The following is a 15,008-nucleotide window of genomic DNA, read 5'->3' as shown; positions in this document are numbered from 1 at the left end:
CTAGCCGAACCGAATCTTATATAAATGGAAGGGATCGCCCTCCTGCTGCTTCACGACCTGAGCGCCAGCCTGCCGGATTAGAGCTCGCCAGTCGGCCAGGTCTGTGAGAAAGACTTCCGCTCCCAAATAGGTTTCCAAAATGGCCCAATTTTCGGCCAGGGGCTGCTCGGGATCGATCACGTCGAAGACTAAAAAGCCCTCGGGCTTGAGCACGCGTTTCACCGCGTCCAGGACCGTTTGCCAGTAGTCCAGCGGGTAGTAGCAGCTAAAGCCGGTCGCGATCGCCAGGTCAAAGCGCAGATCGCCATAGTCCAGCTGATGGGCGGGCCGCTGAACGACCGATTTAAATAGCTTGGAGTTGAGCTGGGGGCCGCGCTGGCGCAGGGTTTCTACGGCAATTGGGCTGACGTCCTGACCGTAAAATAGCGCCTGCCATTCCCGCCAATCGTAAATTAAAAAGCTAAAGCCGCAGCCCAGGTCCAGACAGCGCTGCTGCTTACGCGGCTGAGCCAGCTGCCAGAACGGCGAGGCAATCCGCGAGGTGAGCGTGCCCGCGGTCCAATCTCGAAACACCTCCATGGCTTCCACTTCAGCTGGCAGGTCGAAGGGCTGACCGCCGTATTCGCGATTGAAGCGTTGGGTCGCCGCCTGAATCATGGGCTGCCAGGGAGAGGATTGAAACTGCATGGGAATCCAATGAAAGGGCTATAAACCTGACGCGAGGCCAGCTAGGAGCCCTTCAGCGTCTTGGAAAAGTTCTGCCGGTAGGACTTGCTGCCAATCACAAAAAACGGCCAGAGAAAAGTTAAATAAACTTTACCTTGGCTGAAACTGGTTCGGTTAAACCCTCGCCAGAAGCGCCAGGCTCCATATCCGTAAACCGCTAAAACGAGTAATCCAATGAAACCACCCATTTCGTTCTAACTCCCTGCTCAAATACGTCAGCCACATCGTACCAAACTAAAGCAAGCTGGTATGTTTGCCAGTCTGTCTGTAGGCTAGCAAATTGCCCCCCAAGCCGGCCCAGGATTATCAGCCAAAGTCGTCAGTTACAGTGGCCGGGTCGCTGCAAAAATCCTGTTCTGGTGCTGTTCCTATAGAATGATCGTGGGCCTTTAGTCAAAATAGCCTACCGCTGGGTTGGCAATATTTAAATTGATCTAATGATCTGGGAGCTTGTTGGCCGCGAAAGCGGTCGCTGTCTCCCTGCTTACTAAAGCTGCTTGATGAAAAAGAAGGATAAAGGAGGAATTATGCGCGCAGTACTCATGGCTGGTGGTTCCGGAACAAGACTCAGACCGCTGACCTGTGATCTGCCGAAGCCGATGGTTCCCGTGCTCAATCGCCCGATTGCAGAGCACATCGTCAATCTGCTGAGGCGTAACAACATTACCGAGGTCATCGCCACCCTCTACTATCTGCCCGACGTGATGCGGGACTATTTTCAGGACGGCGAAGACTTTGGCGTGCAGATGACCTATGCCGTTGAGGAAGATCAGCCCCTGGGCACCGCCGGCTGTGTCAAGAATATTGCCGAACTGCTCGACGATACGTTCCTCGTCATCAGCGGCGACAGCATCACCGATTTTGACCTTCAAGAAGCGCTGCGCTTTCACCGGGAGAAGGGCGCTAAGGCAACCATGGTGCTAACCCGAGTTCCCAACCCGATTGAGTTTGGTGTCGTGATCACTGATGATGAGAATCGGGTCGTGCGATTTTTGGAAAAGCCCTCGACTAGCGAAATTTTTTCAGACACGGTGAACACGGGCACCTATATTCTTGAGCCCGAGATGCTCGACTATCTGCCGGCCGGCATCGAGCAAGATTTTTCGAAGGACTTCTTTCCGCTGCTGCTGGAGAAGGGCGAGCCCATGTATGGCTATGTCGCCGATGGCTACTGGTGCGACGTCGGCCACCTCGACGCCTACCGCGAGGCCCACTATGACGCTATGGCTGGCAAAGTCCTGGTGGACTATGCCTATCCTGAGCAGCGCGAGGGGCTCTACGTTGGCCAGAATACCTACATCGATCCAACCGCTAAAATTCATCCCCCCGTTCTAATCGGCAATAACTGCCGGATTGGGCCGCGGGCTGTGCTGGAGCCAGGCACCGTGATTGGTGACAATGTGACCATCGGCAGCGACGCTGACCTGAAGCGGCCGATTATTTGGAACGGGGCCATCATCGGCGAAGAAACCCACCTACGCGCCTGCATCATTTCCCGCGGTACGCGAGTTGACCGCCGGTCGCATGTCTTGGAAGGCGCGGTGGTCGGCGCCCTCTCGACCGTGGGTGAGGAAGCTCAAATTAGCCCCGGCGTGCGCGTGTGGCCGAGCAAAATTATTGAGTCAGGCGCGACCCTCAATATCAACTTAATTTGGGGCAACACGGCCCAGCGCAATCTGTTTGGCCAGCGGGGCGTAGCCGGCCTGGCGAATATTGACATCACGCCCGAGTTTGCCGTGAAGCTGGGCGCGGCCTATGGCTCCACGCTAAAGCCAGGTGCCCATGTCACCGTCTCCCGCGATCAGCGCAGCATTTCGCGGATGGTATCGCGATCGCTAATTGCCGGGCTGATGTCGGTCGGGATCAACGTTCAGAACTTAGAAGCAACGGCTATCCCAGTGGCTAGGGCGGTGTTGCCGACGCTTGAGGTGGCGGGCGGGATTCATGTACGGCTCCATCCTGACCGCACGAATTACCTGCTGATTGAGTTTTTCAACGAGAAGGGAATTGACATTCCCAAGGGCAAAGAGAAAAAGATTGAAGGGGCTTACTTCAAAGAGGACCTGCGGCGATCGCAGATCCACGAAATCGGTACCGTCACCTACCCCACCCGACTGGTCGAGACCTACGCCACCGCCTTTGAAAAGCGGCTGAACGTCGAGTCGATTCGCAGTAGCAAATCCAAGGTCGTCATCGACTATGGCTATGCGGTATCGGGAGCGGTACTGCCCATTTTGCTCGGCAAATTTGGCTGTGATGCGGTCGTACTGAATGCCAGCCTTTCGGCCACAGCGCCCTCGGCGGACGAGCGGGAAGTGCTGCTGGGGCAGCTGGGGCAGGTTGTACAGGCGCTGCAGGCCACCTTTGGGGTGCAGGTCACGGCCAATGGTGAGCAGCTGATTCTGGTGGACGAAGTCGGTAGTCCGATTCGGGGAGAGACGCTGACTGCACTGATGACCCATATGATCCTTACGGCTCAGCCACGAGGAACGATTGTCGTCCCGGTTCATGCCTCGGGTGCAATTGAGCAGATTGCCCACCGTCACGATGGCCAGGTGATTCGCACGAAGGCCAATCCTACGGCGCTGATGGAAGCCTGCCACACCAATAACAACGTAGTGCTCGGCGGCAGCGGCGATATGGGCTTTATCTTTCCCCAGCTGCATCCTGGCTTTGACGCCATGTTCTGCATTGCCAAGTTGATTGAGATGCTGCTGATCCAGGAGCGATCGCTGGGTCAGATCTGGGGTGAGCTGCCGCGCGTATCCCATCGCGTGCAAACCATTCGCTGCCCCTGGACAGTCAAGGGAGCGCTCATGCGCTATCTTGTAGAAACTCACCCAGCCGATGACCTAGAGCTGATTGACGGCGTCAAAGTGGTAGACCGGGCGCGTCAGAGCTGGGTGCTGATCTTGCCGGATGCGGGCGAGCCCTTGGTGCATATCTTTGCCAACAGCGATGACCGCGACTGGGTCGATCAGCATCTCCAGGAATATCGTCAGCGGGTGCAGTCTTTTATCGAGAAAGAGCAAGGAATCAAAGAAGCATCATGAACCACTGCGTTTTAATGGCTGAAATCGTCAAGGCTCCTCAGCTGCGCTATACCTCAGACAGCCAAACGCCGATTGCCGAATTTATCATCCAGTTCCCGGGCCTGCGGTCAGACGATCCGCCCAGCCAGCTGAAGGCAATCGGCTGGGGCAATCTGGCTCAGGAAATTCAGGAAGGTTACAAAGAAGGCGATCGCGTCGTCCTGGAAGGCCGCTTAAAAATGGATAGCGTTGACCGGCCTGAAGGCTTTAAGGAAAAACGGGCAGAGCTGACGGTACGGCGGATATACGGCCTGTCAGCGCTCCAATCGCTGACCCTAGATACGGCCGCCGCCGCCCCCACGGCTAGCATCTCTACCCAGGCGGCTCCGGCCGCCGCCCAGACTCCGGTCCCAGCCACCAGCAGCCCAGCCGAAGCGACCGATTACGACGAAATTCCGTTCTAAAAGGGTCTTCAGCAATCTTTGAATAACGGGCCGAGAGATTGACACCAATCTCTCGGCCTTTTAAGTTCAGGGGCTGCTGGCTTCATCACTGCCTGGTAATTTTGCCCGAAAAGTAAAATTCTCAACCAGATTGGGTTCTGTCCGTAAAAATGCTTAGCCCAGTCCGATAACCTGTAGCTAATAGACGCTTTCAGTCTGCAATTGAGCGCGTCGGCGGTGGCTTCGGTGCCTCCAGAAATAAGCCTCTGGGTTCTTGTTTTTTTCAAGACCGCTTTTAAATTAGTTTAATTCATCCTGATTGTCGTCGTACCCCCCGTGAGCCAGAGCAAACCGTCCAGATTGTCCCCCGATCTGGTCCCCTCAGACCCCCTATCTAAAACCGAGCTGACCGAGCTCCTGACCGAGCTGGATCAGACCCTGGTCGCTTTGCCTGAAGATCCGGATGCGCTCCAGCAGCGCAGTCGCGTGCTGTTGAAGCTGCACCGCGAGCAGGAGGCGCTGGATTCCGCCAATCGGGTCACTCAGCTCAGCCCAGACCGGGCCAAAGCCTGGATTCTGAAAGGCAGGATTCTGCTCAAGATGAAGCGCTATGAGGCCGCGATCGCGGCTTTCACCCGCGCCTCCGAACTGAATGCAGAAGACATTTCTGCCTGGTTTGGCATCAGTCAGGCGCTGTTTCGCTCGGCTCAGTATGAGGAAGCGCTCAAAAACTTAGATCGGATACTGGTACTTCAGCCTGACAATGCGGATGCCCTATACAGCAAAGCCTGCTGCTACGCTCGACAGGGTAACTATCTAGCCGGTTTGGACTTTCTGCAGCGGGCCTTAGCGACGGGTGCAGACCGGTTCAGAGAAGTTGCTCGCCAGGATCCCGACCTGGCTGCCCTACGAACTCATCCCCAGTTCCCAGCGGTCGTCCGATAGCGCCCTACGGGCGCTGCTCTTCAGGTAGCTCAGGCGCGATCGCAACGAGCGGATTCGGTTTCGGCTGGGCCGGCGGCGAATGGGGAACGACGGTGGGGTAAGGCGCGATCGCGTCCGCTTCCACCCAGCCCGAGTAGTGGCGGACCTGGGTGCGATTGGCCGATAGCGCCATCAGCTCAAAAGCGCCTCGCAGAGCATAGTGATTGGCTAAATAGTCAGCGGTATAGGTACTCGACTCAATTCCGTGCGGCCCGCCCCCAACATAGTTCAGCGACACCTCGTCTAAACCTCGAACAAATTGGCTGCCGTTCCAATGCCATTCGCGCCCGGCCCACCAAATCGTGTCGGGAGCAACGCGATCGCGGTTTTGCTTTGTATCGGCTAAGAAAGGCCAGACTTCACCGCCGCGATCGTCCAGGGTAACTTCAAACCCTGGCCTGTAGACCACTTCGTAGCGACCTGGCGGCAGCTCTCCCTCAGCCGCTGAGCCGGTGCGGGCGAACCAAAGCACCTCGACGGTATCTTGATTCAGCGTTTCTGCTGGCGTTTCCGCCAGAGAGCTGGGATAGAGCGGCACCCCTTCAGGCGGCAGCTCCGCCCGGGCCGTAAACCGCCAGCAGTTCCAGCTGTCAGGCTGGTTGGCCCGCTGCCATTGCAGCTCGCAGACGCCGTTGCCCGTTCCCACCCACAGCCTATCGGCTTCGAGCCGTAGCCGATAGGGAATTGCCCCGACTAAGGGACTGTTGCTCACCGTGTAAGCTGTCACTCCACCCTCTGCCCCACTCCCCTCAGGACGGTAGGCGACCAGCCCCTGCCCAGGCAAGGTGGGATTGCCTTCGCCGCTGCGCTGCGTCCCCAGCCACAATGTCGGTTTGGTCGGGTCACCGGTTACGACCAGGTCAGTGAACTGCTCGCGCTCCAATGCTTCAGGTTGCAAGAGCGTCAGCGCCTGTTCCTGAATGTCGTACCGCAGCAGGCTGGCTATGCCGCTGGCGCCTTCGCTATGCTCAAACGCGATCGCCCACCAAATACTGTCGCCCACGGCAGCTACCCCACCCATCCGCGGCAATCCTAAGCTAGCCCCCAAATCTGCGGCTCTAAGCTCGGCTAGGGTATAGACGGTCTGAGCAATCGGTTCAGTTTGGTCGGGTCGCTTCAGCTCAAAGATCACTTTTTCTTGATTGGGGTCCGGCTCTGGTGGCGGAGCAGTCTGCTCGTCAGCCTGATCGAGCCGCTGGTTGAGCCATTCCGCCTCCAGCCGCACCCGATACTGGTAGGTCTCACCGTTAACTTCAATCGTTTCGTAATCAGGATCCTGGATGTTCCTGAGGCTCTGTTCGTAGGAAACGGACGCAGGTTCTGACTGCGCTGCTGCCTCAACGCTCCAACCGCGATCGCCCCGACAGTACACAAAACGGTAATGGGGCGTTTCAAACGTGACGGTATCCGCATCCGCCTCAATCTGCTGGGGCTGAAAGTTGAACTGGTCAAGCGGAAATTCCTGTTCAGGTATGGTCAGCGGCTGGGGCTGGCTAGCCTCAGGGCAGTTTTGCGGATTGGCAGTTTGGCTGGCCGCAGGGTTACTCTCCGGCTGAGACTGAGGCGGTTGAGAAGGCGTAGTCTCGGGACGACAGGCGGCTAGTAGGGAAATAAGACAGACCAGGACAGTAGCTGATTTCATCAAATAAAATTTTTCCGAGCTGACTCCGCTACAGCTCTCATCCTAGCGAGAGCCAATGCCGATGCTAGGTTGAACCAAACCGAATTTTCGACCGTCATCACCCTTAGCGTTCCCCTCGGCTCAAAACCTTTGACGCTTAGAATGGAAGTCGAGACGGCCTAAAAAACCTCACCCGTCCAGCCTATCCCTCTAACGGGCCTTTATCCAATAACTGGCTACAGGGGCTTGAAACCAAATCCCTACCATCACCCCTTAACGCCTACGGCGACGCTTCACGAACATCCCCTACTCTTCCCTCTCCCCTCTTCTCCCCCAACATGATCCACGCCGAAGGACTGAGCAAACAGTTCATCACCAAAGGCCAGTCGCGGCTAGCGGTTGATAGCCTGACCCTTCACATCGAGCAGGGCGAGGTCTTTGGCTTTCTGGGTCCCAACGGCGCCGGTAAAACTACGACGGTAAGAATGCTCTGTACGCTGATTGCGCCAAGCGCCGGGCAGGGCTGGGTGGCGGGCTATCCCCTTGGCAGCCAGAATGAGCGCATCCGGTCAAGCATTGGCATCCTGACAGAAACCCCCGGCCTCTACGCCAAACTCAGCGCGGTGGAAAATCTCACGTTCTTTGCCCGACTTTACGGCGTGCAGGAGGTCTCGAAACAAATTGAGAAATATCTCAGCCTGCTAGGTCTGTGGGAAAAGCGTCAGCAGCCGGTGGGTAGCTTTTCTAAGGGGATGCGGCAGAAACTCGCGATCGCGCGCGCCCTCCTCCACGAGCCGCCGATTCTCTTCTTGGACGAACCGACCGGCGGCCTTGACCCGGAATCGGTGAAAGTGGTGCGCCAATTTATCCAGCAGCTGCGCGGCGAAGGGCGGACCATTTTTATCTGTACGCACAATCTGGATGAGGCCGACCGGCTCTGCGATCGCATTGGCATTCTCCAGCAGCGGCTGATCCGCATCGATACGCCCGCCGGGCTGCGCCAGTCCCTCTATGGGAATAGCGTCACAGTTCGATTGGCCAGCGTCACGGATAAAATACTGGCTCAGGTGCGATCGCTGCCATTCATTCACGCCGTCCAACAGGCAGAGCAGAGCCTCACCCTCCAGGTCGAAGACCCACCGCAGAACAATCCCGAACTAATCCGCGCCCTGGTGACCGCTGGGGCAGACATTCAGTTTGTCGAAGAACATCAGCAGTCGCTAGAAACGGTCTATTTCAATCTGCTAGCGCAGGCTCGGGAGGGCAGCCGTGAGGATTAGTCGCAGGCGAGTCGGGGCTGTTGTGCAAAAGGAATGGATGGAATTTCGCCAGTCTAAAAGCATTCTCTGGGCCATGTCGGTTTTACCGATTATTCTGGTGCTGGGCATCATTGGTCTGAATGCGACCCTGGCCCAGCACGCGGGCAGTAGCCCCGATGACTTAGGCGAGATCGACATTCCCGCAGCCCTGAGTGGCCTTTCCCCGCTGGCGGTTTTCCTGGTGCAGCTGAATGACCAGATGCTAGTCACTCTGCTGACCATTGCCGTGGCGCTACCGGCCTACATCGCCGCCAGCAGCATTATTAGTGAAAAGCAAACTAAAACCCTAGAGCCGCTGCTGGCGACCCCCACCTCTACCCTGGAGCTGCTGCTGGGCAAGGCGCTGGGAGCCATTTCGCCCGCCGTCATCACCACCTGGCTAGCCTATGGCCTGATTTTGGTGGGGCTCAGCGTCGTGACTATTCCCACCGTCGCAGCCTATGCCTACCGCCCGGCCTGGCTGGCGGCGATGCTGCTGCTCTGCCCGCTGATGGCGCTGCTGTCGGTGCTGTGCGGCCTCTGCATTTCGTCTCGGGTCAACGATCCACGCGTGGCCCAGCAGATTATGGCCTTTTTGCTGTTACCCCTGATTTTTCTGGGAACGGGCACCGTGGGCGGCTGGCTCTACATCAGTCTGCCGCTGGTGCTGCTGGGGGTGCTGATTCTGGCTATGGTGGATAGCGGCCTGTTCTGGCTGACCGTCTGGCTGTTTCGCCGCGAAGTCATCCTCACCCGGTGGCAGTAGTATGGGCCTAATCGTTGCCGGCGATCGCAGCGGCGTCGGCAAAACCACCGCCACCCTGGCCCTACTCGCCGCCCTCAGCCGCCGCTCGGCCCGGGTTCAGTCCTTCAAAGTTGGGCCTGACTATATCGACCCGATGTTCCACCGGGCGATGACCGGGCGACCTTGTTACAGCCTGGATCCGGTATTGACCTCTGAGGACTATGTTCGGCACAGCTATACGATTCATAGCCAGAATGCTGACTATGCTCTGGTTGAGGGCGTCATGGGTCTGTTCGACGGTGCCTCGGGAATCGACGATACGGCGAGTACGGCCCACATCGCCCGGCTGCTGAATCTACCGGTGCTGCTGGTGGTGGACTGCGCTCGAATGTCGCGATCGCTCGCCGCCCTCGTCCACGGCTACCGCAGCTTCGATCCGCGCCTAAAGCTGGCCGGGGTAGTGCTGAATCGGGTGGGCAGCGATCGCCATTTAGACCTGCTCAAAGCGGCCCTAGCTGATACCGGCGTCCCCATCCTGGGCGTGCTCCGACGGGAGCCGACGATTCAGATTCCCGACCGCCACCTGGGGCTGGTGCCAACCGCAGAGATCAAAAACCTGGGAGCGCTCACGGTTCGGCTGGCTGAGCTGGGCAAACGGTCCTTTGACTGGTCCCAGCTAGAACGCTGGCTGAGCAATGGAAATTCAGCGAGTTCAGAATGTCCGCCCTCTCTCGTTCCAAAGGACTCTGGCAAAAAAGAACTTGACCCGAAGCCTCGGATTGCGATCGCGACCGACAACGCCTTCAGCTTCTACTATCCCGACAATCTAGACCAGCTCGCTGCTCAAGGGGCTGAATTGGTGGAGTGGAGTCCCCTATCTGATACTTCTCTGCCGCATAACACAGCTGGACTCTACTTCGGCGGTGGCTTCCCGGAGGTTTTTGCACTGGAACTAGCTCAGAATCAGGGGGCGATTAGGGTGGTGAGGGACGCGATCGCGCAGGGAATGCCCACCTATGCTGAATGCGGCGGCCTGATGTACCTCAGCCAGTCGCTAACGGATCTTGCAGAAAAGTCCTGGCCCATGGTTGGCACGCTGCCCCTTGAAGCCAAGATGGCGTCTAAGCTCACCCTGGGCTATCACCGTGCAGTCGCACAATCAGACAGTCCCTTACTCAAGCGGGGCCAGACCGTCATCGGCCATGAATTTCATCATTCCCAGGCCGTCGGTCCCTTAACCCAGCCGATGTATCAGGTGCAGCGATACTACCTGCCTCAGGAACCGCGATCGGAGGGCTGGTGTCTGCCGCATCTGCAAGCCTCCTACGTTCATCTGCACTGGGGCGACAAACCCGAACTAGCGCGGAGATTTGTCGAATGCTGCTGGCAATATCGCTGCGAAAAGCCCCGTAGGGTGCGTTAGCGCTAGCGTAACGCACTGTCTAACAAACAATTTAATCACCCAATCAGCTCACCACGTCCCGCAGCGCCGCTTCTACCTGCGGATATTGAAACTCAAAGCCAGCGGCCTGCGTCCGCTCCGGCAGCACCTTCTGCCCCTCCAGCACCACCACCGCCCCGTCTCCCAGCAGTGTCTCAATCACAAAGTCAGGCACTGGCAGCCAGGAAGGCCGATCCATTACCTTGCCCAGGGTGTTGCACAACTCGCCCATTCGCACCGGGTTGGGTGCCGTGCCGTTATAGACACCCTCCATGCTGGCATCGGTCAGTCCTTTGATAAACAGGTTGACCAGGTCGTCGCGATGAATCCAGGAAAACCACTGCTTGCCGCTGCCAATTGGACCCCCGGCATAGAGCCGAAAGGGCGTCAGCATCCGCTCGATTGCGCCGCCCATCCCCAGCACAATCCCAGTGCGAATAATCACCAGCCGCGTGCCGAACGCCTTCACCTTTTCGGCTTCGCCCTCCCAAGCCTGGCAGACTTCTGACAGAAAATCATCCTGCACCGGCTCGCTGGTTTCGTAGAATTCCGCCGTTTCGCTGGTGCCGTAGTAGCCGACCGCGGACCCGCTGACCAAGACGGCGGGCCGATTCTCAGCCTGTTCAATCGCCTCGACCAGCTTTTGCGTACCCAGCTTGCGGCTGTTGAGAATTCGCCGCTTGCGCTCCGCCGTCCAGCGCTCAGAAATCGTTTCCCCAGCTAGATTGACCACCCCATCGCAGCCCGAAATCTGCTGCTGCCAGTCTCCCGAAGCGGTTGGCGTATAGCCTACTACCTCAACTTTTGGAAAAGCGCTGAGGGGAAAAACTTTGCGAGCCCGCGACGGGCTGCGGGTAAACACCTTGACTTTATGCCCTTCCTCAATCAGCCGCTCGACTAATCGCGTCCCGACAAACCCAGTTGCCCCAGTGATTGCAATTTCCATACCGAGTGGTTACCTCACACCCTCCATTTTTCTGCTATCTGAACCAGTGATCAAATAGCTATCTCTTAATGGTAGCGGGGTGAGCCTGATTTTTTAGGTCTCTGCTGGCGGCTCGCCGTAGGCCATGCCGTTAGCTTCGGCGTAGCGGTGCATAAAGCGCATGAAGCGTTCCCAGTGGTCCTCGCGGTCGAGCTCGATGGTGCAGTCCACCCGCGCCAGGTCGTCGCCTTCAGGGCCACCAAAGATAAACTTGATGCCAGAGGGCTCCATCGCGATCTCGCCTTCACTGTCGCTGAGCCTCAGCACCTTAGAAAACCGATTGCGAAAGCTGTTAAACCGCTCAATCGACTTGAGCTGCTCAAACATCAGCTTTCATCTGCTCTATGCCTTTAGAGTTATAACAGCCATACCTTATTTTCCTCTATCCTTTACATTAATGCACTACCTATCCATAAAGTGGACCATGCCAGCGAGATCTTCTACATCCATGAAGTCGTACATGATGTTCTGTGGTTGCTCAGAATAAGAAATATTTAGCAAACGACTAAAGGTGTGGAACAACAAAGTTTCTAAACGACGAACAGTAAGCGATCTGTCTTCCGGATTACCCCAAAATGTAGGGTTAAGACGTTTAGTCGAGATGATGCCAACGTTCGTGAGCTAGCTAAAAAGAAAACGCAACCACCCGAACGCCAAGCGAATCGTTAAGAGCAGGCTCAAAAGTATTGACTGCTTTAGTAACGCAATCGAGAAAGCGCTCAGAGTCTTTGCCCTCTAAATCCATCGTCATCACGCCGACAACGTACTTCTGGCAGCTCTTCGGTTTCATGGGCTCCGTCCAAACTTTTGCCGCGCCTGAGACAATCTCGCAATGTTTTCAAAGCCAAACCAGATGAGCGATTCAGCCCAAGACAGTGCCACTGGTCGCAGAATTGACTTTGAACTTATTCCAACGATACTGGTTAGTATAAGTACCTGAGCAATGGATTTTACGAAGAAGAGCCTAATTTCATGCCGAGTTAATCGAGGCATCTCGCTCAGAAGCATCATTAGTTAAGAGATTCCACCCTGTGGGAAGCCGCAAGCGTCTACGCTCTGCTCGGAATGACAATTTTTTCATGTAAAAAAATGTATTAATTTTGCTCAATTACTTAAAACTTAGTCTAATGAATACTTAACCAAAAAGCGGGCGGCTGAGGCGGCGGCCTGGCTGGTGGGGTAGACTTCGCCGTCGTCTAGGGCAGTCAGCTCGGGGGTAAGCACCCAGCAGCGGTAGCCGCCCGTCGGCAGCTGGCCAACGGCGATGATCCAATCTGGGAAGGCGATTACCTGAACAAGTTTGAAGTAGGGCATCATGGAAGGGTTTACAGCCACCTGCCGGAGTGAATTTCAGCCTGAACCGGGCAGGCTCAGGCCGGATTGGGGACAGAAAAGCTAAAACAATTCCTTAATTTGGCTGTCGTTTTAGTATAACTGTACTAAAATTCAGTATAGCCAAAAAATCAAATCTATTACCTGGGAATTCCTATGCCAGCAGCTAACGCATCTTCTGAGAAAGAACGGGAAAAGGCGCTCAGCTCAGTTCTGACGCTGATTGAGCGAAATTTTGGGAAAGGAGCGATCATGCGGCTGGGCGAAGCCCGCCGGATGCAGGTCGAGACCATCCCAACCGGTGCGCTGACTCTGGACGTGGCGCTAGGTGGCGGTTTGCCCAAGGGTCGAGTGATTGAGATTTATGGGCCGGAAAGCTCGGGTAAGACGACGCTGGCCTTGCACGCGATCGCAGAAGTCCAGCGCAGCGGTGGCGTCGCTGCTTTCGTAGACGCCGAGCACGCCCTAGACCCGGTCTATGCCGAAGCGCTGGGCGTCGATGTGGAAAATCTGCTGATCTCCCAGCCCGATACGGGTGAAATGGGTCTGGAGATCTGCGACCAGCTGGTTCGCTCCTCGGCGGTCAACCTGATTGTGATTGACTCCGTCGCTGCGCTTACCCCCCGAGCCGAAATCGAGGGTGAGATGGGCGATACCCATGTCGGCTTGCAGGCTCGTCTGATGAGTCAGGCTCTGCGAAAAATTACCGGCAACATCGGCAAGTCCCAATGTACGGTGATTTTCCTCAACCAGCTGCGGCTCAAAATCGGCGTCACCTACGGCAGCCCGGAAACCACGACCGGCGGCAATGCGCTCAAGTTCTATGCCTCCGTCCGGCTGGATATTCGCCGTATTCAAACCCTGAAGAAAGGCAATGACCAGTACGGCATTCGAGCCAAGGTTAAAGTTGCCAAAAACAAGGTTGCGCCGCCCTTCCGGATTGCCGAGTTTGACATTCTCTTTGGCGAAGGCATCTCTACCCTGGGCTGCATCCTCGATATGGCCGAAGAGCAGGGCGTGATTGTCCGCAAGGGGGCCTGGTATAGCTACGAAGGCACCAACGTTGGTCAGGGTCGGGATAACACCATTATCCGAATGAAGGAAGACCCCGAATTCGCTAAAAAGGTCGAAGCCGAAGTCCGCGAAAAAATTCGTCCCGACTCAATCAAGACAGAGCCCGGTGATGAAGCTGCGGACGAGGAAGAGTAGCGGCTACTGCAAAACCAGTTCGCGCTTAGGCTCAGCGGCTGGCTGGGCCTGCTGCCGCCAGATCTGCCAGTAAGCCTTTGTCCGTTTGTCAAAGCGCTTGGGTTTTTCAACGTAAAGGCGCTGCCCTAGTTTTTGGGCCTCCGTCCGTAACTCTTGCTGGCGACGATCGATTAGGGCCAGCAGCGCATCTTGCTGGTCACATTCCTTCAGACGCTTGGGACGGCTGAGAATAAATTCTCGCAGTCCAACCAGGTCGTGATCGTCTCCCAGCAAATCTGACAGGTCGCTGAGCTCATTGGCCAGGGCCGTCATCATGCCCGGCCAGACCGGCTTCAGAATTTTGGTGTGATACCACAGGTCTTTGACCCGCTTGCGCCAGTCGTGCCAGTTTTCCGCTTCGGGATGTTTGATGGCTTGCTTAAATGCGTTCTGGCCCCTTTGGTAGGCGCGCTCAAATCCGCTCAGCGCTTTCCAGCCGTTGGCCTCAATCGGCCACCCGGCTACCCGTTCACGAGCTGCCTTTAACTTCGGCAGGGCAGCCGCGATCGCGTTTTCTTCAGCCACCACAAACTGACGGGTCGATTGATAGTAGGCTTCTAGGGCGGTGCGAATATCGGCAAAGGCGTCGGTCGCGATCGCGTAGTGCTCGCTTAGGCTATCCAGCGTATTCAGCCGCACCTGAGCATCCCGAATATCTGAGAGCCGGTGGCCCAGGTCGCGAAAGCAGTCATTCTCCCGCTGGTAGGTCTGCCCTAGCTCCGCTTTTGCCAGTCGCAGTACGGCCCGCACCTGCTTAAACCGCTTGCGGGCATTGTGAACGGCTTTGGCTTCGTCTTCGGGCTGGGTTAGCTGCGCGATCGCCTTGTCCATTCGTTCGGCGGCGATCCGTTTCAGTCCTTCGGGGACGGATTCTTTGGGTTTAAAACGATAGGGCATGGAAATAAGATCTCAGAGGGTGAGCATTTCTGAAATGGGATAGCCTCTCATTGTAGCGCGGGTTTATTCTACAAGTCTCTGTCCTGCCGTAGATTCCAAGCCCGTAAAATCGCGCTTAATTACGGGTAGCTTTGTTATACCGATGCACGATGCGATTTAATTTAATTCTGCTCTGGGTCACCGTTTCATTTGTCGTCGTCGGCGCGATTATGCTGCTGCTCCAGCCGACGATTGATTTTCACGGCACGGGGTTTTA

General features: G+C 56.6%; 14 protein-coding genes. 7 read left to right on the top strand and 7 right to left on the bottom strand.

The genetic code is table 11. The features are described from left to right. Positions 1-687 (bottom strand): class I SAM-dependent methyltransferase, encoded by a 687-nt coding sequence (locus tag IQ241_RS13920; protein WP_193908166.1) that lies wholly within the window; start codon positions 685-687, stop codon positions 1-3. 566 nt (positions 688-1,253) lie between these two features. Between IQ241_RS13920 and IQ241_RS13915 the strand changes: the two genes are divergently transcribed. The 3 genes from IQ241_RS13915 (at position 1,254) to IQ241_RS13905 (ending at position 5,146) form a co-directional block, all read left to right on the top strand. Further along, a complete protein-coding gene (locus tag IQ241_RS13915) occupies positions 1,254-3,779 on the top strand; it encodes a mannose-1-phosphate guanyltransferase (protein WP_193908164.1) in 2,526 nt (841 codons plus the stop codon). Next, the gene (locus IQ241_RS13910; protein WP_193908163.1) at positions 3,776-4,222 is read left to right on the top strand and encodes a single-stranded DNA-binding protein; all 447 of its coding nucleotides are present in this window, start codon (positions 3,776-3,778) and stop codon (positions 4,220-4,222) included. The genes IQ241_RS13915 and IQ241_RS13910 overlap by 4 nt, the downstream gene beginning before the upstream one ends. 339 nt (positions 4,223-4,561) lie before the next feature. After that, positions 4,562-5,146 (top strand): tetratricopeptide repeat protein, encoded by a 585-nt coding sequence (locus IQ241_RS13905; protein ID WP_193908162.1) that lies wholly within the window; start codon positions 4,562-4,564, stop codon positions 5,144-5,146. Between the two features lie 4 nt (positions 5,147-5,150). On the opposite strand, the gene IQ241_RS13900 is transcribed toward IQ241_RS13905, so the two are convergent. Beyond that, positions 5,151-6,827, bottom strand: coding sequence for a ligand-binding sensor domain-containing protein (locus tag IQ241_RS13900; RefSeq protein ID WP_193908161.1), 1,677 nt, complete (start codon positions 6,825-6,827; stop codon positions 5,151-5,153). 317 nt (positions 6,828-7,144) lie between these two features. On the opposite strand from IQ241_RS13900, the gene IQ241_RS13895 reads away from it, so the two are divergent. The 3 genes from IQ241_RS13895 to IQ241_RS13885 are packed head-to-tail and all read left to right on the top strand — an operon-like array spanning position 7,145 to position 10,272. Next, positions 7,145-8,086, top strand: coding sequence for an ABC transporter ATP-binding protein (locus tag IQ241_RS13895; RefSeq protein WP_193908160.1), 942 nt, complete (start codon positions 7,145-7,147; stop codon positions 8,084-8,086). After that, a complete protein-coding gene (locus IQ241_RS13890; protein ID WP_193908159.1) occupies positions 8,076-8,870 on the top strand; it encodes an ABC transporter permease in 795 nt (264 codons plus the stop codon). Before IQ241_RS13895 ends, IQ241_RS13890 begins: the two co-directional genes overlap by 11 nt. A gap of 1 nt (position 8,871) precedes the next feature. Next, positions 8,872-10,272 (top strand): cobyrinate a,c-diamide synthase, encoded by a 1,401-nt coding sequence (locus IQ241_RS13885; protein ID WP_193908158.1) that lies wholly within the window; start codon positions 8,872-8,874, stop codon positions 10,270-10,272. A 43-nt stretch (positions 10,273-10,315) separates the two neighbouring features. On the opposite strand, the gene thyD is transcribed toward IQ241_RS13885, so the two are convergent. From thyD to IQ241_RS13865, 4 genes are all read right to left on the bottom strand, one after another. Further along, entirely contained in the window at positions 10,316-11,236 is a 921-nt protein-coding gene (thyD, locus tag IQ241_RS13880) for a thylakoid membrane protein ThyD (RefSeq protein WP_193908156.1), read from the bottom strand. 93 nt (positions 11,237-11,329) lie between these two features. After that, the gene (gene psb28, locus IQ241_RS13875) at positions 11,330-11,602 is read right to left on the bottom strand and encodes a photosystem II reaction center protein Psb28 (protein WP_193908154.1); all 273 of its coding nucleotides are present in this window, start codon (positions 11,600-11,602) and stop codon (positions 11,330-11,332) included. Between the two features lie 298 nt (positions 11,603-11,900). Then, positions 11,901-12,065 (bottom strand): hypothetical protein, encoded by a 165-nt coding sequence (locus IQ241_RS13870; protein ID WP_193908152.1) that lies wholly within the window; start codon positions 12,063-12,065, stop codon positions 11,901-11,903. A gap of 329 nt (positions 12,066-12,394) precedes the next feature. Then, on the bottom strand, positions 12,395-12,592 hold the full coding sequence (locus IQ241_RS13865; RefSeq protein ID WP_228021703.1) for a hypothetical protein: 198 nt from the start codon (positions 12,590-12,592) through the stop codon (positions 12,395-12,397). Positions 12,593-12,763: 171 nt separating this feature from the next. Here IQ241_RS13865 and recA point away from each other — a divergent pair, with 171 nt between their 5' ends. Beyond that, the gene (gene recA, locus IQ241_RS13860; RefSeq protein ID WP_193908148.1) at positions 12,764-13,816 is read left to right on the top strand and encodes a recombinase RecA; all 1,053 of its coding nucleotides are present in this window, start codon (positions 12,764-12,766) and stop codon (positions 13,814-13,816) included. 3 nt (positions 13,817-13,819) lie between these two features. Here recA and IQ241_RS13855 read toward each other — a convergent pair whose 3' ends face one another. Next, entirely contained in the window at positions 13,820-14,752 is a 933-nt protein-coding gene (locus IQ241_RS13855; RefSeq protein WP_193908145.1) for a CHAD domain-containing protein, read from the bottom strand. Positions 14,753-15,008: the final 256 nt, after the last annotated feature.

The sequence above is a fragment of the Vasconcelosia minhoensis LEGE 07310 genome (assembly GCF_015207255.1).
GTDB classification, from domain to species: Bacteria; Cyanobacteriota; Cyanobacteriia; order Phormidesmidales; family Phormidesmidaceae; genus Vasconcelosia; species Vasconcelosia minhoensis.
The sequence above is the reverse complement of the archived record's forward strand: the minus strand, read 5'-3'. Positions and strand labels throughout refer to the sequence as shown.

Coding starts and splice junctions, on each gene's coding strand:
- IQ241_RS13885 (WP_193908158.1), top strand. CDS start 8,872: ATGGGCCTAATCGTTGCCGGCGATCGCAGCGGCGTCGGCAAAACCACC.
- IQ241_RS13855 (WP_193908145.1), bottom strand. CDS start 14,752: ATGCCCTATCGTTTTAAACCCAAAGAATCCGTCCCCGAAGGACTGAAA.
- IQ241_RS13915 (WP_193908164.1), top strand. CDS start 1,254: ATGCGCGCAGTACTCATGGCTGGTGGTTCCGGAACAAGACTCAGACCG.
- IQ241_RS13910 (WP_193908163.1), top strand. CDS start 3,776: ATGAACCACTGCGTTTTAATGGCTGAAATCGTCAAGGCTCCTCAGCTG.
- IQ241_RS13900 (WP_193908161.1), bottom strand. CDS start 6,827: ATGAAATCAGCTACTGTCCTGGTCTGTCTTATTTCCCTACTAGCCGCC.
- IQ241_RS13920 (WP_193908166.1), bottom strand. CDS start 687: ATGCAGTTTCAATCCTCTCCCTGGCAGCCCATGATTCAGGCGGCGACC.
- thyD (WP_193908156.1), bottom strand. CDS start 11,236: ATGGAAATTGCAATCACTGGGGCAACTGGGTTTGTCGGGACGCGATTA.
- recA (WP_193908148.1), top strand. CDS start 12,764: ATGCCAGCAGCTAACGCATCTTCTGAGAAAGAACGGGAAAAGGCGCTC.
- IQ241_RS13870 (WP_193908152.1), bottom strand. CDS start 12,065: ATGAAACCGAAGAGCTGCCAGAAGTACGTTGTCGGCGTGATGACGATG.
- psb28 (WP_193908154.1), bottom strand. CDS start 11,602: ATGTTTGAGCAGCTCAAGTCGATTGAGCGGTTTAACAGCTTTCGCAAT.
- IQ241_RS13865 (WP_228021703.1), bottom strand. CDS start 12,592: ATGATGCCCTACTTCAAACTTGTTCAGGTAATCGCCTTCCCAGATTGG.
- IQ241_RS13895 (WP_193908160.1), top strand. CDS start 7,145: ATGATCCACGCCGAAGGACTGAGCAAACAGTTCATCACCAAAGGCCAG.